Origin of the sequence: Duganella sp. OV510, assembly GCF_900100205.1 — a bacterium.
Taxonomy (GTDB): domain Bacteria; phylum Pseudomonadota; class Gammaproteobacteria; order Burkholderiales; family Burkholderiaceae_D; genus Rugamonas.
This window is the reverse complement of record NZ_FNEQ01000012.1, coordinates 1-20350: the sequence shown is the minus strand read 5'-3', so window position 1 is coordinate 20350 and position 20350 is coordinate 1. Positions and strand designations below refer to the sequence as shown.

Sequence of the window (20350 nt, the reverse complement as noted above, 5' to 3'; positions counted from 1 at the left end):
CAGAAAGTCAGCCGAAAGGCAGAGCTTACAGCTATAAGCTTATGCAAAAACCGCATTAGTGGGCGGCGGTCTTCACCTCGACGAACTCCTCCTCCGGCGCCGGCTCGGGCGCTTTCTTCTTGCGGAAGCCTTGCCAGATTTTCAGCGGCCCCTTGCCGGTCTGCTTCTTGCGCCACCAGATGAAGCCGGCGCCCAGCAGCGCCAGCAGGCCGACGCCGCCAGCCGCCAGCGGCAGCGTGTAATCGCTCTGCGGCTCCGGCGGCTTTTCCTTCTTGTACTTCAGCTTGGGCAGCACGCGCACCTGCTTGGTCGCCACTGGCGCTGGCGCTGCGGCTGCGGCTGCATCTGACGCCGATGCCGATGCCGTCGCACCACCGGCCGCCGCATCCGCAGCCGCCTTGGCCGCATGCGCCTCCGGCTCGGCGCGTGCCGACAGGCTGGCAGAGGCCGACATCGCCGCCGCATCGCCAGCAGCCGCTCCGCCATGCCTGGCCCGTCTGGCGCCCGAAGCCGCGCCCTCACCCGAAGCCGGCGCCTTCACTGACGCTTCGCCTGTAGCCACCATCTTCGCCTGATCCTTGCCTGCCGCCTGATCCTTGCCTGCCGCCTGATCCTTGCCCGCCGCCTGATCCTTACCCGCCGCCTTGGCCTGATCGCCGCTACCGGTCGCCGCTTTAGCCTGGGCCGCCATTTGCGCCGGGGCCGTCGCCGCCAGCGCCGGTGCCGAGGCGCCTTTCGCAGCTGGTACGTGGCCGGCTGGTGCGTGGCCGGCTGGCGCTGGTGCCGGGCTGGCCGCCTGAGCAGTCTTCGGCGCCGCCAATGCCACTGGCGCCGCGCCGCCCAATGCACCTTGCAGCGCCTTCATCTTGCCCTCCAGCTCAGTCAACTTGCTGGACAGCTCCGCATTATGCGCATCCAGCGCCACGCACTCCTTGGCGCTGATGCCGGCCGGTGGGCACGACGCCGCCGGCCGCTTGACGCCCTTGGGCAAAGGCAGCGGCGCCAACGGCAGCAACGCCTGCGACACGCCGACCGGCACCGGCGCCACGTCCTCATTGGTCGGCGCTTTGGTTGGCCTGCCGTCGGCCGACACCCACACGCCAGCAATCCGCCGCGCCGCCGCAGCCGCCTTGACCTCGCCCGGCACGCCGGTTTCCGCCTCATGCATCGACGGCAACGGCGCCGGCTTGCTGCGGTCGCGCACCGGCGCAGCGGATGCCGTCTGCCTAGCCTCCTCCGCCTCGCGCGCACCCGCCTCTTTGGCAGTCACCTCTCTGGCTGCGCCATCCTTCGCCGCCGCATCCTTTGTGGCCGCATCCCTCACCACTGGCACCTTGGCCACTGCATCCTTTGTGGCCGCATCCCTCACCACTGGCACCTTGGCCACTGCGTCTTTTGCGGCCGCATCCCTGGCTGCCGCCGTCCGCGCCGCGCGCGCCTGGGCGGCAATCTGCTCCGCCTGCGCCGAGGTCATCGCGCTGGCTGGCGGCACGGCTGCTTGCGGCGGCGGCGCCGGATTCGGATCCTGCTGCAGCCACACGGTGGCCAGCCGCACATCCTGCCTGCCCGGCACGCCCAGTTGCACATACACATGGACGTAATCCGCCTCCACAGGCCGCGTGGTTGACACATGCAACACCGACTTCTGCCCGCGCTTTTCAACCTGCAAGCGCACGCCCGACAAGGCCGGATTCATCGCCACATTCGCGCCCCGGTAGACATTCGCATCCGCCAGCCGTACCTGCAAGCCAGCCTGCTCCTCCGGCGTCAGCGCCAGCAGATCGATATCGGCCGCCAGCGGCTGGCCGATATACGAGCGCGGCACGACGTCCCCCAGCTCGGCCGCCTGAACGGCGCCCAGCCATGAGCAAATTAGCAAGGTCAGGAGCTTGTGCTGCATCATCATTCCAAAAAGTGTAACAGCTATAACGGCGCAAAATCCCGTTTTTGTAGCCCTCGGTTAATTTTTCCAAACTGCGCTACACTGATTAGTCTTAATTCTCTACCAAGGATTCAAAATGAGCACCCGTAGTGAACGCGACAGTTTCGGCCCGATCGACGTCCCCGACCACCAGTTGTGGGGCGCGCAAACCCAGCGCTCGCTGGAGCATTTCCGCATTTCCAGCGAAAAAATGCCGGTCGAACTGATCCACGCGCTGGCCAGCGTCAAGCGCGCCGCCGCCCGTGTCAACCTCGACCTCGGCCTGCTGGACGGCGCCAAGGCCATCGCCATCACCCAGGCTGCCGACGAAGTGCTGCACAACCAGCACCCCAGCGAATTCCCTCTGGCCGTATGGCAGACCGGCTCCGGCACCCAGTCGAACATGAACATGAACGAAGTGCTGGCCAATCGCGGCTCCGAGCTGATGGGCGGCGTGCGCGGCGAAGCGCGCAAACTGCACCCGAACGACGACGTCAACAAAGGCCAGTCGTCGAACGACATCTTCCCCACCGCCATCCACGTCGCTGCCGCCCAGGCGCTGGCCAACAACGTGCTGCCGGCGCTGAAACAGCTGCGCGACAGCCTGCAAGCCAAGACCGACGCCTTCCAGGACATCGTCAAGATCGGCCGCACCCACCTGCAGGACGCCACGCCGCTGACGCTGGGCCAGGAATTCTCAGGCTACGTCGCCCACCTCGACTTCGCCGAACAGGCCATCAAGAGCGCCCTGCCCGGCGTGCTGCAACTGGCGGCCGGCGGCACCGCCGTCGGCACCGGCCTCAACGCGCATCCCGAATACGCCACCCGCATCGCCGCCGAGCTGGAACACGCGCTGCACCTGCCGTTCCAGACCGCCGACAACAAATTCGCCGCGCTGGCCGGCCACGACGCCCTGCTGAGCGCCCACGGCGCGCTGAAAACGCTGGCCGCCGCGCTGATGAAAATCGCCAACGACGTGCGCTGGATGGCCTCCGGCCCGCGCTCCGGCCTGGGCGAAATCACCATCCCGGAAAACGAGCCGGGCAGCTCCATCATGCCGGGCAAGGTCAACCCGACCCAGTGCGAAGCGCTGACCATGCTAGCCTGCCAGGTGTTCGGCAACGACGTCGCCATCACCATGGGCGGCGCCTCCGGCAACTTCGAACTGAACGTCTACAAGCCGCTGATCGCCCACAACTTCCTGCAAAGCGCGCGCCTGCTGGCCGACGGCATGCGCAGCTTCGAGGAACATTGCGTGCACGGCATCGAACCCAACACCGGCCGCATCGCCGAACTGATGGAGCGCTCGCTGATGCTGGTCACCGCGCTGGCGCCGCACATCGGCTACGACAAGGCCGCCTCGATCGCCAAAAAAGCCCAGCACGAAGGCACCACGCTGCAGGAAGCGGCGCTGGCGCTGAACTACGTCACGGCCGAACAGTTCGCGCAGTGGATCGTGCCGATCGACATGACCCGGCCGGGTGCCAAAGGCTAAAAGCCGTAGGAGTAACGCACGCCCATCAGCAGGTCCGGGCGGGCATTGGCGTCATGACCCGGATTCATCCGCCACATCAGCGCCCCGGTCAGCCGGCCATGGCTGCCGTCGCGGCCATAGGCGCGGGTATAGCTGAATTCCAGATCGTGCTCGGTGGCGGTCGGCCGCAGGTTGAGGCCGGCCACTGCAGCGGCCAGCGGCGCCCTGTCGTTATATTCCAGCGAACCACTGCGCACCCTGGCCGGCATCGACCAGGTCAGCGCCAGCCGGTCATTGCCGCTGAACAGTTGGCGCTGCACCAGGCCGGCGCTATACGCCAGCGTGCGCACCGCCGACATTTGCGCCAGCAGACTGTCCGGGCTGCCGATGCCTGCCGTTTTGCCGTACGAAACCATCGCCACCAGCGCGCTGTGTGGCGCCAGTGCATAGCCCAGCGACAGCGAGGTGAAGCGCGTGGCCGGCCGCGTGCTCAGCAGCATCGACATGCTCTGCATGCCCGGCGCGCCGCCGCTCTCGCGCAGCAAGCCAACAGTGACGATGCCGCGCCCCATCTTCTGCTCGAACTCGGCGCTGCTCAGATAGCGCTGGCCGCGCGCCTCGAACAGCGGCGCCGGCTGCACGGCCAGCCGCAGGCGCGGCGTGGCGTCGGCGCGCAACGCTTCGGCCAGCGCCGCCTGGCGGTCGGTGGCGGCAAACAGGGGGACGGGAGGCGCCAGTGGATCGCTGGCGGCGGCATCGGCGCCGAGACAGCCGGTGATCAACCATGCACTACAGAGCTTGTTCATGATGCAACTCGCGGAAGGTCGTTGCGGCCTGCCTAAAACTTCAGCAGTCAACTCAGCATAGCAACTTCTTTTCCGGCTAGCAATCCCGACCAATGCGGTACACTGCGCGCCTGTCGGAATGCCGCTACACTAGCGCATGGGCGCGGCAAGGCCGGCTTCACATCACGGTAGCAGAGGATAAAATGCAGAAAGTAAGTTTTGAATTGAACGGGGAATTTGTCGAACTGAACCAGCTACTGAAGCTGGTTGGCCTGTGCGACAGCGGTGGCGCCGGCAAGCAGATCGTCGCCAGCGGCGACGTCAAGGTCGACGGCAAAAAAGAGTTGCGCAAAACCGCCAAAATTCGCGCCGGCCAGCAGGTACGACTGGGCGATGTGCAGATTTCTGTGGTCGCGGCGTAATTTATCTTGTCCTTGGGAAATATATCGGTAAGATGTAAGGTGGGCGTCCGGGCTTGATCTGGCGCAATCCGGCGTGGGCCGGCCTGGATATAGTGGGCTGGCAGGGGCCGCTCTTTCAACCAGTCGCTCACCAGGGGGATGTCATGGATGCTCAGGAACCCAGCAGCCCCAGCCAGGAGAGCTTGCTGGACGACTTACGCCAGGTGATCGAAAACGCCGAGGAACTGCTGAAGAACACCGGCGACTACCACGGCGCGCTCTACCAGGCCGCGCGCAACAAGCTGGCCGAAGCGCTGCAAAACGCCACCGCCGAACTGGCGCGCTTTGAAGACGTGCAGATCGACCGCATGATCGAGCTGACCGCGCTCGCCAACCGCCTGCACCGCGACATCAGCGGCGAAGCCAAGCTGCTACGCGCGTTCAAGCGCGACAGCTGACTCCAGCAGCACGCCAAGCGCCAGCCACTGTTGCAGGCTGGCCGCCACATCAAAATTCTGATCCAGTTCGAAAGCCGCATCCAGCGCCGCGCCCAGGCTTGCGCCTTGCGCCAGCGCCCGCAGCGCCGCATGGCCGGCCGCGCTGAGCGGCGCCAGCAGCGGCGTCCACTGCGGCCGCGCCACCAGCGCGTAGCTGGGCTGCGCCATATCATCCGGGAAATCGACGCCGCTGTCCGGCTGATGCGCCAGCCACAGCGGCACTACCGCATGCCCGGACGCCAACAGCTGCACGGCAGGATGCAGGCCGAAGCCCGCTGCCTCCATCTGATCCGCCGGCAAGGCCGCCAGATCGGCAGCGGTCAGCGCGTGCGCGGCCGGCGCGTAGTGGGCGCGGTGCAACGCCCATTCCAGCGCCGCCATGTCCGGCAGGTAAGGCAGGTGCGCCGCGTGGGAGAAGTTGCGTAGGAAAGCGGCCATTCCGGCGCCGAAGTGGTTCAGGTCGGGATTGCCGGACGGTTGCGCGCGGCCGTAAGCACGCGCCAGGCCGCCGAAGAAATCCTCGCCGACCAGCGCCAGCAGCACCGGATAAGCGCCCGCCAGCGTCTTGCGCCAGGTCTCGGACTGGTTGCCGCGATACAGCGCGTAGCGCTCGGCCGCCTGTCCCGGCTTGAACAGCGCCAGCGCCGGCGCCGTCAGCCCGACATCGAACAGCGCGCCGGCAAACAGCTGCTGGCCGTCCAGCAAAGCCGTCTGGCCGGTCGCCTGGTCCAACGTCTGGCCGGTCGCCTTGTCCGACGTCTGGCCGTTCGCCTTGCCTGACGTTTCGTCGATCGCCTTGTCCAACGTCTGATGTGCCACCTGGCTGGACATCTCGCCAGTTGCCCGGTCCGGCGCTTGTGACGCCGCCCGCTGCGCCGCCTTGCTGGTGCGCTCAAACGGCATCACCGTGCTGGCTGGCGCGCGGGCATGCAGCGCTTCCGCCTTGCCCGCCTCGCCCAGCAACACCTCCAGCGGAGGCACGTCGGTATCCCACTCGATCAAGGTCGGCACAGCGCCGAAGCGCTGCAAGGCCGCCTCATACAAGCGCCACACCGGCGCCGCCACCCGCGCGCCATGATGATCGATGACCGCCTGCGGCGTCACCAGATGCCCGGCCAGATGGATCTCGCCGACCACCCCCGGCGCCAGCGCCGCCATGGCCGCCAGCGCGTCCTCGCCATGGTTGCATTGGTTCACGTACAGATTATTCACATCCAGCAGCACGCCGCAGCCGGTGCGCGCCGCCAGCGCCGCCAGGAATTCCGCCTCGCTCATCGCATCCGCATGGAAGCGCACATAGGTCGACACATTCTCCAGCAACAACTGCCGTCCCAGCGCATCCTGCACCCGCGCCACGCGCGCCGCCAGCAGCGCCAAGGCCGCCTCATCCAGCACCAGCGGCAGCAGGTCATGCAACTGCCGCCCTTCCACCGCGCCCCAGCTCAAATGCTCGGACACCAGCGCCGGCTGCACGCGCGCCGCCAGTGCACAAACACGCCGCAGATGCTCATCGGAAAAGCCGCGCGCCGAGCCCAGCCCGAGCCCGACGCCGTGCAAGCTGAGCGGATAATCGCGCCGCAACTGCTCCAGCACATGCCAGTCCCAGCCGCCCGCATCCAGATAATTCTCGCTATGCACCTCCAGCCAGCCGACGCGCGGCCGCTGCTGGAGGAACTGGCGGTAATGCGGCGCCCGCAGGCCGACGCCAACACCCAGCGCGCCCATCACCGTCGGCAATTACTTGGCGGGAGGCGTGGTCTTGCCGCCGGCTTTCTCGCAAGTGCCCTTGGCCACATACTTCCACTCCTCGGCCGCGTTATCGGTCTTCGACTGGCCGGCGCAGGAATGCGCGGCAGTGGCGCAATCGTTCTGGCCGGTCTTGGCGACGCCATAGCATTTTTCTTTTTCCTCGGCCGCAGCCGCCGTACCCACCTGGGCCGCGCACACCGTCGCCAGCGCAGCGGCGATCAAGGCTTGACGTTTATTCATGTTGAGAGTCTCCAAAAGGTTGAAAGCAAGCGCAGCGTACCAGCAAACACGCTGGTACGCACCTGTCGAATGGATGTCGGAGAAAGCTGCGCGAACGCGCCGCGCACCGGACGGTGCGCAGGAAGCACTACAAGCCGGCCGTTCAGGCCTTGGTGTTGATGTTGTTGCCCAGATGCGCCGGCAGATTCGGCGGAATCGCCTCAATCAGCGCGGTGGCGCTGGACGCTGCGATATCCTGTGCCTTCTTCAGCACAGCAATGCCGACGGCCTGCTTGGTGCCGGTGTCAGCGATCGTGGTTGCGGTTTGAGCAATGCCGGTAACGTCCATGGTAACCTCCAATAAGAGCTATCACCATATTTACGGACGCGGCGCCAGCAACTTTAGGGCTGCGTCGAAGTTTTTTTCAGATGCGTGAGCAACCAGGCCAGTACTTGTTGCGGCTGATTCACGTCCAGCCAGGCGACGCTGTCGCGCAAGCCGTCGGGCCGCGCGTGATCGGCCGCCACCGCCACCACCCGCTGATCGTGCGGATATAGCGGCTCACGGCCAGTCTCCAGCCGGTACACCTCCAGCTTATCGATCGCGTAAGTCTTGAAACCTTCCAGCAAGGTCAGGTCGGCCGGCGACATGCGCGCCAGCTGTTCCTCCAGCGTCGGCTCGGGGCCGCCGCGCAGTTCGTGGATGATGGCGTAGCGGAACGGCGAACCGACCATCACCTCGGCGGCGCCAGCCATGCGCAAGCGCGCGCTGTCCTTGTGCTGCGGCTCGAACTGCAAGTCATGGTGGCTGTGCTTGATGACATTCACCTTGACGCCCTGCGCCGCCAGCTGCGCCAGCAGATACTCCAGCAGCGTGGTCTTGCCGCTGCCGGAGGTTCCAATCACGCCCAGCACCTTGCGCGGACTTACTTGATGCATTGCCTGCCCCTCTACCCCATCTTGATGTCAGGCATTATACGACGCGGCTCAGTCTTCCAGCTTGATGGCGGCAGTGCGTCGGTGGTTGGCGCAGGTCAGTACGATCAGGCACAGGCATACCAGCAGTATGCTCAGCGCGCCCGGTTCAGCGGCTTGCAGCGCCTCGGCGGCGTGGGCGCGCGGCACGTACGAGGCGGCGCCGATCAGGAATGGCAAGTACTTTACGTGTTTCATGATATTTCCCTTGCTGAGTTCACAATGATAGAAAAATATCATGACTTTATGACAGGCGAATTACCGGCTCAATACGGAACGCGGTAGCGGTAGCCTTTGAAATTGAATACCGCCTCTTTCGGCTGCAGTTTCTCCAGGATCAGGCCCGGCGCCACCTCGTCGCCCTCGCGGCGCAGCACCTTGTCGACCAGCAGCAGGCGGTCGGCAGCGTTTTTCGAATAAATGTAGCCGCCCACCGTCACTGGCGGGATCGAACGCTGGATCGGTTCCGGCAATTCGCGCAGATTGACCACAGGTTCTTCCGGCGCGCCGGCCGGCTTGGCGATGGGTGCGGCCGGCTGCGGCGCCCCTGTGATCGGCGCTGGCGCCGGCACAGTCGCGGTAACCGGCGCCGACGCCGTGGCGCGCGCCAGGTTGGCCACCGATGGCGGCAGGTCGGCGTCCGGCGCCGGCAAGGGCGTCGGCTCGGCTGGCGCTATCGACAAGGCCGGCTGCGCTGGACGTGGGGCAGCAGGCTGTGACGCGGCAGCCACCGGCGCGCTGGCCGGCACAACGGCTGCGTCAGGCGCCGACGGGCGCCACAGCAGCACCAGCAATACGCCGATCACCGCCGCCATGCCCACCACCGCCGCCAGCATCGGCATGCTGAAGCGCGCCGCCGGCCGCTGCTGCTCCGTCTGCAAAGTCGGCGCGTGGATGGTCGGCGCATTGCCCAGTTGACGTTCTGCCTGCGCCTTTTTCAAGGCTTCCAAAATATAAGACATAGCTTTAAATCCGATAACAATCCATGAAATACGCTGTGCCGCCGATCAGCGCAGGCGCGGCTCCTGCACGCCGCCCAGCTGATACAGGCGGATGAACGTCTTCGGTCCGGCCACGCCATCAGCCTTCAGCTTCTGCGCCGCCTGGAACTCGGTCAGGCGCTTGCGCAAGGCAGCATCCAGCGGCTGATTATCCTGCGGCCTGGGCAAATCATAGATCTGCGACAGGCGCCTGGCCAGCCAGTCAACATCCGGGCCCTGGTCGCCGCCGCGCACCTCGTCGCGCCAGGCACGCGGCGCACGCCAGAAAGTGGTGTATTCGCCGTCATAGCGCGCCGCCAGCGCATCCACCTGCAGCGTGCGCGGCGGGCCGCCGGCGAACACGATGGTGGCTTGCTCGCCGTCCAGCGCGGTCAGCAGCGCATAGTTGGGCGCGGCGGGATCGTCATGCAGCTTCAGCATCGCCGGCCGGTCGAGCAGGCGTAGATCATCCAGGCTGCCCTTCGCCTGCAGGCAGCGCAGATTGGCGCGCGCCGCCGCCGGGCAAGGATCGTCGGCGGTCAGCGTCAGTCCCCACAGGCCGGCCAGCTGGCGCAAGGCCTGCGCGCTGTCGCCGCCCAGCTGCGGCGCGACCGCAGCAGCCGGAACTGCCGGCGGGCGGGCGACACTGGCAGAGGCTGCCGCAGCCTGAGCGACGGCCACCGGCTTCACCGCGCGCGTCGCCAGTTGCCACGCCAGCGCGCTGAGCACCACGCCACCCAGCAAGCCCGCAGCCACCAGCGGCCAGCGCGCCTTCGCGCCGGCCCGGGCAGCGCCGGCATCCTGTCCGGCAAACACCTCGCTGGCTGCACGCTTCAAAATCGTCCGCGACACCTGCGGCTGGTTCTCCACATAGGCGCCCAGCAGCGCCCGGTCGCACAGCAGGTTGATGCGTCGCGGCACGCCCTTGGTCAAGCCATGCACCAGCGCCATCAGCTTGCGCGGAAACGGCACGATGGAGGTCGCCCCCGCCACCGCCAGCCGGTGCTCGATATACGTGCCCGTCTCCGCCTCCGACAGCGAGCCCAGGTGATAACGCGCAATCACCCGCTGCGCCAGCTGCTCCAGCTCCGGCCGCGCCAACATGTCACGCAACTCCGGCTGGCCGATCAGGATGATCTGCAACAGCTTGCGCTCGCTGGTTTCCAGATTGGTCAGCAAGCGCAGCTGCTCCAGCACCTCGGCCGACAGATTCTGCGCCTCATCAATAATCAGCACATTGTTGCGACCCTGCGCATGGCTGGCCAGCAGATAGGCATTGATCGCATCCACATACGCCTTGACGCTGACCGCGCCGGCGCCGGCCGGCGGCAGCTCAATGCCAAACTCATCGCAGATGGACAGCAGCAACTCCTCCACCGACAGCTTGGGATTGAAGATATAGCCCAGCTTGCAATTGGCGGGAATCTGCTCCATGAAGCAGCGGCACACGGTGGTCTTGCCAGCGCCGATCTCACCGGTCAGCAGCACAAAGCCGCCGCCCGAGCCGATGCCGTACAGCAGATGCGCCAGCGCCTCGCGGTGGCGTTCGCTCATGAACAGGTAGCGCGGATCAGGCGCGATGGAAAACGGCGATTGCTTCAGATTGAAAAATTGCGTGTACATGAAAGCCCAGGGAAAGCGCGGTCGCCTATTTTAGCCTTTGTCGGACCGGCGGCGGCTGCGTCGGTGGCAGCGGCTTGTACTTGGCACAATAAATCTTCGACTTGGTATCGAAATACACGATGCGGCTGGCCGGCTTGGCCTCGCGCACCGGGTAAGCGGACGTATCGATCACCGTGTAGTGCGTGCCGACCTGGCGGATGATGGCCTTCTCCAGATCCTCGGGCGTGGCCTCGGCTACCGCGCCGACAAAGATAAAGGTGCTGGTGTCATCGCTGACCATCACCTCGGAAATCTCGGTGCCCCACAGCGACGCGCCGGCAGTGCGGAACCAGTAGGCGCCGCCCTCATGCTTGTACCAGTTGCCGAAATGCTTGACGAAATAATTGTAGAAGAAAATATTGTCGGTATGGTCGCGGCACAGCAAGCCGTTGCCAACCACCGTGCCGAAGTGGGTCGGCACCGACTGCGCGGCCGCCGTCGCAGACAGCAGCGCCAGCACGGCGCCCCAGCCGGCGCGCAAGCAGCGCTTCACGTCTTCGACAGCCACGCGCGATTGGCGCTGATGCGCGCCTTCGCCGTCGGTGGCAATGCTTCGTAGCAACCAGGATACTGTTTCAAGGCATGCTCCTTGATTTCCTTCTGCAAGCCGTTAATCAGAAAAACGTACAGCACACCACCATCGTTGGTACTTTTGGACCCCAAGTATTTGATCATGTGCACTCCTTTCAACTGCGCATGCCTTGCCGGCGGCATATTGATGCATCCATTATGACATCACGGCCGCAGCGGGGCCACACAAACGATAACGGCGTGCGCGGCCAACGCTGAAGGGTAGCTGGCGCTGCGGTTCAACCCCGTGTTTCTGCAGTTGATCCCGCGTTTCCGCGCGTCCGTCCCATGGCGCACGACGGCCACGGCGCAATCGCCTATCGTGCAAGCCTCGCCCCTTCCTATATCGAGAGCAACATGAAGCAGACGACCCAACACGCCGCGCTGGCTAGCACCCTGCTACTGGCCGCCGCCGGCGCCCACGCCGCCGACAAGCCAAACAACGACTACGGCAGCGAAACCCGCACCGTGGCAGCTTTCAGCAGCATTAACCTGATGGGACCATTCAACGTCATCGTCACGGCGGACGCTGGCAACAGCATCGAGCTGTCCGGCCCGCGCCGGCGCTTTGCCGACATCGAAACCACGGTCAGCGACGGCACGCTGACGGTGCGCCAGCCCAGCAGGCAAAAGAAAGGCTGGTCCATCAACTTCGACTGGAGCGGCAAACAGCAGCAACAGCTGACGGTGCGCATCAGTGCCGCCAACCTGAAAAGCCTGCGCAACGCCGGCAGCGGCGACGTCGACCTGCGTGGCTACCAGGGCCAGCAGTTGACGCTGATCTCGGACGGCCCCGGCGACCTGCGCGCCAGCGGCAAGGTCGGCGATCTCAGCGTCACCGCCAACGGCAGCGGCGACCTCGACCTGCGCGCACTGCAGGCGGGCGGCCTGAACCTGCAAATGAACGGTCCGGGCGACGTCGACGCCGGCGGCGTCACGCAAGACCTGAATCTGGTAGTCAACGGCTCGGGCGACCTCGACATTGGCGAACTGCGCGCCGGCCGCGTCAGCGCCTCGCTGCACGGACCCGGTTCGGTGGCGCTGCGCGGCACGGCCAAGGAAGTACGCGCCGAAGTCAGCGGCTCGGGCGACCTCGAAGCCTGCGCGCTCAGCACCGAAGCGGCCAGCGCCGTGCTGCGTGGTCCGGGCGAAGCCTGCCTGGCCGGCCACATCAAAAAGCTGGACGCCGAAGTGCACGGCTCGGGCGACCTGACGGTACGCGGGCTGGAAGCGCAGAACGTGCGTGCGCGCCTGAGCGGTCCCGGCAACATGACGCTATCCGGCACCGCCACCGTGCTGAGCGCACAAGTCAGCGGCTCGGGCGATCTCGACGCGCGCCAACTGAGCACGCGCCGGACCGACGTCACGGTGCGCGGCCCCGGCAACGCCGTGGTCGCTGTCAGCGACCAGGCCGACGCCAGCCGCACCCACCTCGTCACCTACCACCGCTAAACCCAACTCCGGGGTCAGTTCTGCCAAACGTACATGAGCTCGTGTACGTTTGGCAGAACTGACCCCGGAGTTGAATTGGCACGCAAATGCCACAACTAGGATGGAGCGCAGAAATTCAAATTTTTCTATATAAAACAGGTAGTTAGATAGGCATTACAAGAAGACAACAGCAGTCCACTTCAATATTTTTTAATACCAGTTAAATACCTGTTGACAAGCTGGTTAGCCAACCCTATAGTGCCCTTCATCGCGGGCCATCCCGGCTAGAGCTTTCTCAGGTAAACATGATCGAATTTTTTATCGGCGTTGACGGCGGCGGCAGCGGCACCAGGGCGCGTCTCGCGCGGGCCGGCGGCGTCGAAATCGCTGAAGGCGCCAGCGGGCCGTCGGGCTTGATGCATGGCATCGCCAAGGCCTGGGCGTCCGTCGATGACGCCGCAGTTGCTGCTTTCCGCGCCGCCGGCCTGGATTTTCCCAACAAATCTTCCATCGCCATTGGCCTCGGCCTGGCTGGCGTGCACAATAAGCAATGGGCGGCCGAGTTTGTCGCCGCCAATCCGGGCTACGCACGCGTCGCGCTGGAAAGCGACGGTCATACCACCGTGCTGGGCGCGCATCAGGGCCAGCCTGGCGCCATCATCGCGCTGGGCACCGGCAGCGTCGGCGAAATCAAGCTGAACGATGGCCGTCACGTCGAAGTCGGCGGCTGGGGCTTTCCCGCCGGCGACGAGGCCAGCGGCGCCTGGATGGGCCTGCGCGCCATCAACCATGTACAGCAGGTGCTTGACGGCCGCTTGCCTGCCAACGCCTTTGCCACCGAGGTCGCCAATGCCTGCGGCGGCCAGCGCGACGCGATCCAGAACTGGCTGGCGCAAGCCTCGCAGACGCATTACGCACAGCTGGCGCGCATCGTGCTGCAGCACGGCGACAGCAACGACACCGCGCGCGCCATCCTGCTCGAAGCGGGACGCCAGGTGCAGCTGATGGCCGATGCGCTCGACGCCAGCGGCACGCTGCCGATCGCGCTGTGCGGCGGCCTGGCCGCGCCGCTGCGCCCTTACCTGCCGGTGTCGATGTTGAAGCGCATCGTCAACCCGCATGGCGATTCAGCCGCCGGCGCGCTGCGCCTGATCCAACAACATTTGAATTCGTAGCGGAGTCGCGCAGATGAGCGATGCAATCAAAGGCAATATCCTGACACCGTCCGGCTGGGTCCACGGTGAACTCACTTTCAACGAACGCATTGCGGCCATCAGCGGCAGCAGCGTCGATCCCGCGCTCAACGAAGCAGTCTATATCCTGCCTGGCTTTATCGATTTGCACGTGCACGGCGGCGGCGGCAAGGATGTGATGGAAGGCGGCGACGCCGTCCGCACCATCGCCGCCATCCACGCGAAACATGGCACCACCAGCATGCTGGCCACCACCATGACCGCGCCGGCGGAAGATATCGACCTGGCGCTGCGCGGCATCGGCAAGGCCGCCGCCACGCGCGGCAAGGGCGAAGCGCGCGTGCTGGGCGCACACCTGGAAGGCCCGTTCATCAACTCCGGCAAGCTGGGAGCACAGCCACCGTACGCGCGCTCGGCAACACTGGAAGATGTCGAGAAGCTGGAAGAACTGGCGCCGCTGCGCGTCATCACGGTGGCGCCGGAAATCGCCGGCCACCAGGCACTGGTCAAGGAACTGTCGGACGCCGGCATGCGCGTACAGATCGGCCACACGCTGGGCAGTTACGAGGACGGCGTGGCCGCGCTGAAGCAAGGCGCGCGCAGCTTCACCCACCTGTTCAACGCCATGCCCGGCCTGCATCACCGCGAACCCGGCATGGTCGGCGCCGCGCTGGCGCACGCCACTTACGCTGAACTGATCCCCGACCTGCTGCACGTGCATCCGGGCGCTATCCGCACCGCGCTGCGCTGCATCCCGAACGTCTACTGCGTCACCGATTCGACTTCCGCCACCGGCATGCCGGACGGCGAGTACATGCTGGGCCGGCACAAGGTCATGAAGTGCATGGGCGGCGTGCGCCTGCCCGACGGCACGCTGGCCGGCAGCACCCTCACCATGGACCAGGCGCTGCGCAACCTGGTCGGACTCGGCCTCGATCTGGCGGATGCCTCGGCCCGCGTCTCCACCTATGCGGCCGATTACCTCGGCCTCTCCGAGCGGGGCCGCCTGGCTCCCGGCGCGTTCGCCGACTTCGTGGTGCTCGACCGTGACCTGAATCTCAAAGCCGTCTATATCGAAGGAGAACTGTTGTGACCTCAATGATGTTGAAAGAAGCCCTATCCGCCGCTGATTGCGTCGCCCTGCAACTGGCCAACGACGGCGAGCAGTACGCGGAACTGGGCCGCAAATTGAGGAGCACTTCCTTCTCCACCGCGCTGACCATCGCGCGCGGCAGTTCGGACCACGCCTGCGCCTACGCCGCCTACCTGATCATGGCGCGCCTGGGCCGCGTGGTGGCGTCGCTGCCGATGTCGCTGGTGACGCTGAACAAATCACCGCTGATCACGCGCGACACGCTGGCCATCTCGATCTCGCAATCCGGCCAGAGCCCGGACGTGGTCGAGCCGATCAAATACTTCCGCGACGGCGGCGCCACCACCATCGCGCTGGTCAACGATATCGATTCGCCGCTGGCGCATGCCGCCGAATACGCGATGCCGCTGCGCGCCGGCAAAGAGCAGAGCGTGGCCGCCACCAAGAGCTTCATCACCAGCCTGGTGGCCAGCGCACGCCTGGTGGCCGCCTGGCAGAACGATCCGGAACTGCTGGCGGGCCTGGAGGCGCTGCCTGAATCGCTGCGCGCCGCCACCACCGAAGACTGGTCGAAAGCTGTCGAGGTGCTGACGCCGGCCCGCAACATCATGGTAGTCGGGCGTGGCATCAGCTTCCCGGTCGCTTTGGAAGCGTCGCTGAAATTCAAGGAGACTTCGGCCTTGCAGGCGGAAGCCTTCAGTGGCGCCGAGATCAAGCACGGCCCGATGGCGCTGATCGAAGAAGGCTATCCGCTGGTGATCTTCGCCACGCGCGGCGCAACCCAGGCCAGCCTGCTGGCGCTGGCGACCGAGATGCGCGGCCGTGGCGCGCGCGTGCTGCTGGCCGCGCCGGCTGATGTCGCCGAACGCGATCTGACCTTGCCGGTCGCCGCCACGCCGGACCTCGATCCTATCGTTGCCATCCAGGCGTTCTACAAGATGGCCGCCGAGCTGTCCGCCGCGCGTGGCATGGACCCGGACCAGCCGCGCCACCTGAGCAAAGTCACCAAGACCAACTGATATGCAGAACGACGACCTGAGAAAAATCGCCGGCCAGCTGATCATGATCCGCTTCCCCGGAACGGTGCTGGATGAAGCCACCGCCGCGCACCTGAAGGCGAACGGCATTCGCGCCGTCTGCCTGTTCCGTGGGAATATGACGGACTCCGAACAACTGGCCAAGCTCACCGCCGACCTGCGCGCCGTCATGGGTCCGGACGCGCTGATCGCCATCGACCAGGAAGGCGGCGCCGTGGTGCGCTCGACCTGGGTGCCGGCGCCGCCAGCAGCGATGGGCCTGGGCGCGGCCAACGACACCGACCTGGCCTGGCGCACCGGTGCCGCTGTGGCGCGCGCAGTCAAGTCGCTGGGCTTCAACTGGAATTTCGCGCCGGTGCTGGACCTGAATAACAATCCGCACAATCCGGTGATCGCCGAGCGTTCCTTTGGCGCCGAACCGCAGCGCGCCGCCGAACTGGCAATGGCGTGGATGGCCGGCAGCCATGCGGAAGGCGTGGCCTGCTGCGTCAAGCATTTCCCCGGCCACGGCGACACCAACGTCGATTCGCACCGCGACCTGCCGACCGTGAACAAGCCGGTGGAAGAACTGGACCGCCTGGAGCTGGCGCCGTTCCGCATCGCTTCCGCAGCAGCACCGGCGATGATGACCGCGCACATTGTCTATCCAACGCTAGATGCCGAGAATCCGGCCACCATGTCGCGCCGCATCCTGCACGACCTGCTGCGTGAGGAATGGCAGTACCAGGGAATCATTATCACCGACGGCATGGACATGCACGCCATCGCCGGCCGCTATGGCGTCGGCAACGCCGCCGTGCGCGCACTGACCGCTGGCGCCGACATGGTGATGGCGCTGGGCACCACCGAAACGCAAAACGAAACGCTGAATGCCATCGCCGCCGCCATCGCCTCGGGCGAATTGTCGCAGGCCGATATCGATACGCGCCTGGCGCGCCTGTCCGCGCTGGCGCGCGCCTACCCATGCAAGCCGCGCTCGTACAAGGAAGATGCGGCAGACCGCGAGATCATGGCTGAAGGCTGGCGCCGCAGCCTGACCGCCTACAGCATTGACGGCAAAGCACCGCATCGCCCTGCTGCCGGCGCCAAGGTGCGCCTGATCGCGCGCCAGGACGTGGTCAGCGACGGCGTGTCGGAAGCCGGCGTGCCGGCCGCCGTGGTGGCCGAGTCGCTGCGCCAGCTGTACGACGTCGAGCTGCTCACTTTCGCCGACGCCGACAGCTTCGACTGGAGCGCGCTGCCGCAGGACGGCCGCTACACCATGCTGGCCTCCACCTCGCGCCTGCGCTACGGCGAGCACGCGCGCGCCACCTGGCGGCCGGACCTGCACCTGGCGCTGTGGAATCCGTATCAGGCGCTGGACATCCAGGCGCCGGCGCTGCTGACCTACGGCTTCGCCAGGCCGGCGCTGGACGCCATCAATGGCTGGCTGTCGGGTGAACTGCAAGCCAGCGGCAAAGCGCCGGTGCCAGGCTTCGAACAATAACCGTCACTCCCGGCAGACGGGAGCCCATGCTGGTGGAGATAAGTCGCATGAAAGAGCAAGTACGCAATCCGAAGTTCTGGGTTCCCAGCCTGTATCTGGCGCAAGGCCTTCCCTTCTTCGCAGTGGCCATCGTCGCCAACCAGATGTTGAAGAGCATGGGCGTGCCCAACGACGAGCTGAATCACTGGACCGCGTTGATCGGTTTCGCCTGGGTGTTCAAGCCGTTGTGGAGTCCCTTCCTCGAACTGGCCAGCAGCAAGAAGCTGGTGGTCACCTTCTTCCAGGTATTCGGCGGCATATGCCTGGGCGGTGTCGCGCTGGCGCTGCACGCGCCTTTCTGGTTTGCCGCCTGCATGGCGATGCTGGCATTGGTCGGCATCTCTGCCGCAACCCACGATATCGCCTGCGACGGCTTGTACATCACCAGCCTCGATGAAAAAGAACAGGCCAAATACGCCGGCTGGACCGGCACCTTCTTCAACGCCGCCAAGTTCTTCACCACCGGCGCCCTGCTGGTGCTGGCCGGCCACTTCGAAAAGACGCTGGGCGTAGTGACGGCATGGACCATCTGCTTCTGCATTCTTGGCGCCATGATGGTCGGCCTGGGCCTGTACAACAGCTGGGCGCTGCCGCTAGCGAAGAATCAGGTCAGCGCCGATACCAATGTTGCCGCCATCGCCCGCACACTACGTGAAGTGATCGTAGAGTTCCGCAACAAGCCGGGCATCTGGGTGTCAGTCGTGTTCATCATCCTGTTCCGCGCCGGCGAGGCGCAGGTGCAGTCGATCGGCCCGCTGTTCCTGCGCGAGGCGCGCCACCTTGGCGGCCTGGGACTGACCACCGCCGAAGTGGGCGCGGTGTACGGCACTGTCGGCACCGTGGCCTTCCTGGTCGGCTCCATCGCCGGCGGCTACTTCACCTCGTGGCTGAGCCTCAAGCGCGCCATGTTGTGGCTGATCCTCGCGGTCAACCTGCCCAACATCGCCTTCTACTTGTTATCCTATTTTCAGCCGACCGACCTGGCCGTCATCGGCACCGCGCTCAGCGTCGAGATGTTCGGCTACGGCTTCGGCTTCGTTGGCCTGATTCTGTACATGATGCAGGTGGTGGCGCCGGGTAAATATCAGACCGCCCACTACGCCTTCGCCACCGGCATCATGCAGCTTGGCTTTGTGCTGTTCAAGCTGTTCAGCGGCGACATCCAGATCGCCCTCGGCTACCAGCACTTCTTCATCTGGGTAATGATTTGCGCGATTCCGGTGGCGGTGCTGTCGCAGATCATTCCAATGACCGCGCGGCCGCAGCCGCAAGAGGAAGAAGCAGCACCGCCGCATGGCGCACCGCAACACGGTTGAATTCGGAATTCTGCCCGGTTTTGTGTAACAATACGCGGGTTTACATCCCCTATTGTTTGATTGAAGGATAACCATGTCCCATAAACGTCTTGCTCGTATTAGCCTGCTCCTGGCCGCCATTGGCCTGAACGCCGCACCGGCCGTCATGGGCCTGGCCCCGGTACACGCCGCGGAAGAAAAGAAGGCGCCTGAGCAGCCAGCGAACACCGTTCGTCCTGATATGTACAAACTGATCGACCCGGCGCAAACCAAGCCGCTGATCGACGCCAAGAACTACGCCGAATTCCAGAACCGTATCGACCAGGCAGCCGCGCTGCCTAACGTCACGCCGTACGAAGCCTTCATCCTGAACCGCATGCGCCTGCAACTGGCGCAAGCGCAGGACAACAACGAAGCCAGCGTCAAGGCGCTGGAAGCGATCATCAGCTCGGACCAGCTGAAGCCAGAAGAACGCGCGCGCTTCATCGAAGCCACCGCCAACATCTACTACAGCGGCCTGAAAAACTTCGACAAGGCGATCGAATGGTTCGACCGCTACGGCAAAGAAACCGGCGACACCGCCAAGTTCCGTCCATTCGCGCTGCGCGCCTACTTCCTGAAAAACGACTTCGCCACCGCCAAGGCCGAAGCCATCAAGGATATCGATGCCGCCAAGGCAGCCAACACCGCGCCCGCCAAAGACACCATCCTGGTGCTGGCCAACGTCGGCGTGAAAAACAAGGAACCGGACACCTACCTGAGGGCCGTGGAAGAGCTGACCCGCTACTACCCGACCGAAGACTACTGGAACGACCTGCTGAGCCGCACCCGTGGCAAGAAGACCTACAACAACCGCCTGGACCTGGATCTGGTGCGCCTGAAAGCCGTGACCGTGCCAGGCCGCATGGAAACCGACGACTACGTCGAACAGGCCGAACTGGCAACGTTGGGCGGCTTCTTCACCGAAGCCAAGATCGCACTGGAAAAAGCCTATCCGAATGGCGTTGTGCCAGCCGGCCAATACAAGGCGCAGATCGAAAAAATGCGCACCAGCGCCAACAAGGGCGCCGCTGACGATGCGAAAAACATCGACGCTGGCATCCCTGCCGCACAGAAGTCGAAAGACGGCGTCGGCCTGGTCAACCTGGGCTACAACTACGTGACCCTGGGCCAGTACGACAAGGGTATCGATCTGATGAAGCAAGGTATCGCCAAAGGCGTATCGAAGAATCCTGAAGATGCGAAGCTGCGCCTGGGCTACGCTCAAGCCATCGCCGGCAAGAAGGATGAATCGATCGCCACGCTGACCCCACTGGCGGCAGGTGCCGATCCACGCGCCGACCTGGCCCGTTACTGGATCAACTACCAGACCGCACCGAAGATCGCTGCGGGCGAGAAGCAGTAATCCTCGCCATACCAAAAGCCAGCCTTCGGGCTGGCTTTTTTTTGGCTCTTCACGGATTTCTGTGAAATGCATCTAGAAATGAGAAAGCGGTGAAGAAAAGTTAGACTTGTTGTGCGACCAACAAAACTTAACTTTACC

The 20350-nt window shown here is 65.0% G+C and carries 21 protein-coding genes; 10 read left to right on the top strand and 11 right to left on the bottom strand.

The annotated features are described in order from the left end of the window. Positions 1-55: 55 nt before the first annotated feature. Complete coding sequence (locus BLS51_RS29850) at positions 56-1900, bottom strand: type IV pilus assembly protein FimV (RefSeq protein ID WP_175472690.1); 1845 nt, start codon at positions 1898-1900, stop codon at positions 56-58. Between the two features lie 118 nt (positions 1901-2018). Between BLS51_RS29850 and fumC the strand changes: the two genes are divergently transcribed. Beyond that, positions 2019-3416: a class II fumarate hydratase gene (gene fumC, locus BLS51_RS25665; protein WP_090191081.1), complete on the top strand. Its 1398-nt coding sequence runs from the start codon at positions 2019-2021 to the stop codon at positions 3414-3416. On the opposite strand, the gene BLS51_RS25660 is transcribed toward fumC, so the two are convergent. Continuing rightward, on the bottom strand, positions 3413-4201 hold the full coding sequence (locus BLS51_RS25660) for a hypothetical protein (protein WP_090191077.1): 789 nt from the start codon (positions 4199-4201) through the stop codon (positions 3413-3415). The genes fumC and BLS51_RS25660 overlap by 4 nt on opposite strands. 182 nt (positions 4202-4383) lie before the next feature. Between BLS51_RS25660 and BLS51_RS25655 the strand changes: the two genes are divergently transcribed. Beyond that, on the top strand, positions 4384-4602 hold the full coding sequence (locus BLS51_RS25655) for an RNA-binding S4 domain-containing protein (RefSeq protein WP_090191075.1): 219 nt from the start codon (positions 4384-4386) through the stop codon (positions 4600-4602). Between the two features lie 143 nt (positions 4603-4745). Then, entirely contained in the window at positions 4746-5039 is a 294-nt protein-coding gene (locus BLS51_RS25650; protein ID WP_090191072.1) for a DUF883 domain-containing protein, read from the top strand. Here the strand turns inward: BLS51_RS25650 and BLS51_RS25645 are convergent. The 9 genes from BLS51_RS25645 to BLS51_RS25605 all read right to left on the bottom strand — a co-directional run bounded on the left by BLS51_RS25645 (position 5013) and on the right by BLS51_RS25605 (position 11338). Beyond that, positions 5013-6803, bottom strand: coding sequence for an MNIO family bufferin maturase (locus tag BLS51_RS25645; protein ID WP_090191069.1), 1791 nt, complete (start codon positions 6801-6803; stop codon positions 5013-5015). The genes BLS51_RS25650 and BLS51_RS25645 overlap by 27 nt on opposite strands. 12 nt (positions 6804-6815) lie before the next feature. Next, complete coding sequence (locus BLS51_RS25640) at positions 6816-7067, bottom strand: BufA1 family periplasmic bufferin-type metallophore (RefSeq protein WP_090191066.1); 252 nt, start codon at positions 7065-7067, stop codon at positions 6816-6818. 142 nt (positions 7068-7209) lie between these two features. Beyond that, positions 7210-7395, bottom strand: a complete 186-nt coding sequence (locus BLS51_RS25635; RefSeq protein WP_090191063.1) for a YjfB family protein — start codon at positions 7393-7395, stop codon at positions 7210-7212. Positions 7396-7448: 53 nt separating this feature from the next. Further along, entirely contained in the window at positions 7449-7985 is a 537-nt protein-coding gene (mobB, locus tag BLS51_RS25630; protein WP_090191060.1) for a molybdopterin-guanine dinucleotide biosynthesis protein B, read from the bottom strand. Between the two features lie 48 nt (positions 7986-8033). Then, complete coding sequence (locus BLS51_RS25625) at positions 8034-8219, bottom strand: hypothetical protein (RefSeq protein ID WP_090191057.1); 186 nt, start codon at positions 8217-8219, stop codon at positions 8034-8036. A gap of 68 nt (positions 8220-8287) precedes the next feature. Next, on the bottom strand, positions 8288-8983 hold the full coding sequence (locus BLS51_RS25620; RefSeq protein ID WP_090191054.1) for a general secretion pathway protein GspB: 696 nt from the start codon (positions 8981-8983) through the stop codon (positions 8288-8290). A 45-nt stretch (positions 8984-9028) separates the two neighbouring features. Next, positions 9029-10624 (bottom strand): AAA family ATPase, encoded by a 1596-nt coding sequence (locus tag BLS51_RS25615; RefSeq protein WP_090191051.1) that lies wholly within the window; start codon positions 10622-10624, stop codon positions 9029-9031. Between the two features lie 25 nt (positions 10625-10649). Beyond that, positions 10650-11171 (bottom strand): hypothetical protein, encoded by a 522-nt coding sequence (locus BLS51_RS25610; protein WP_090191049.1) that lies wholly within the window; start codon positions 11169-11171, stop codon positions 10650-10652. After that, entirely contained in the window at positions 11153-11338 is a 186-nt protein-coding gene (locus BLS51_RS25605) for a hypothetical protein (protein ID WP_090191046.1), read from the bottom strand. The genes BLS51_RS25610 and BLS51_RS25605 overlap by 19 nt, the downstream gene beginning before the upstream one ends. Before the next feature lie 252 nt (positions 11339-11590). On the opposite strand from BLS51_RS25605, the gene BLS51_RS25600 reads away from it, so the two are divergent. The 7 genes from BLS51_RS25600 to BLS51_RS25570 all read left to right on the top strand — a co-directional run bounded on the left by BLS51_RS25600 (position 11591) and on the right by BLS51_RS25570 (position 20212). Then, on the top strand, positions 11591-12685 hold the full coding sequence (locus BLS51_RS25600) for a head GIN domain-containing protein (RefSeq protein WP_090191544.1): 1095 nt from the start codon (positions 11591-11593) through the stop codon (positions 12683-12685). Between the two features lie 284 nt (positions 12686-12969). Beyond that, the gene (locus tag BLS51_RS25595; protein ID WP_090191044.1) at positions 12970-13839 is read left to right on the top strand and encodes a glucosamine kinase nucleotide-binding domain-containing protein; all 870 of its coding nucleotides are present in this window, start codon (positions 12970-12972) and stop codon (positions 13837-13839) included. A 13-nt stretch (positions 13840-13852) separates the two neighbouring features. Next, a complete protein-coding gene (nagA, locus tag BLS51_RS25590; RefSeq protein WP_090191042.1) occupies positions 13853-14950 on the top strand; it encodes an N-acetylglucosamine-6-phosphate deacetylase in 1098 nt (365 codons plus the stop codon). Between the two features lie 5 nt (positions 14951-14955). Continuing rightward, on the top strand, positions 14956-15969 hold the full coding sequence (locus tag BLS51_RS25585) for an SIS domain-containing protein (protein WP_090191039.1): 1014 nt from the start codon (positions 14956-14958) through the stop codon (positions 15967-15969). Between the two features lies 1 nt (position 15970). Then, positions 15971-17473 (top strand): beta-N-acetylhexosaminidase, encoded by a 1503-nt coding sequence (gene nagZ / locus BLS51_RS25580; protein ID WP_090191036.1) that lies wholly within the window; start codon positions 15971-15973, stop codon positions 17471-17473. Positions 17474-17520: 47 nt separating this feature from the next. Next, positions 17521-18828 (top strand): MFS transporter, encoded by a 1308-nt coding sequence (locus BLS51_RS25575; RefSeq protein WP_090191034.1) that lies wholly within the window; start codon positions 17521-17523, stop codon positions 18826-18828. 73 nt (positions 18829-18901) lie between these two features. Then, positions 18902-20212: a hypothetical protein gene (locus tag BLS51_RS25570; RefSeq protein ID WP_090191031.1), complete on the top strand. Its 1311-nt coding sequence runs from the start codon at positions 18902-18904 to the stop codon at positions 20210-20212. The last annotated feature ends 138 nt before the right edge of the window (positions 20213-20350 follow it).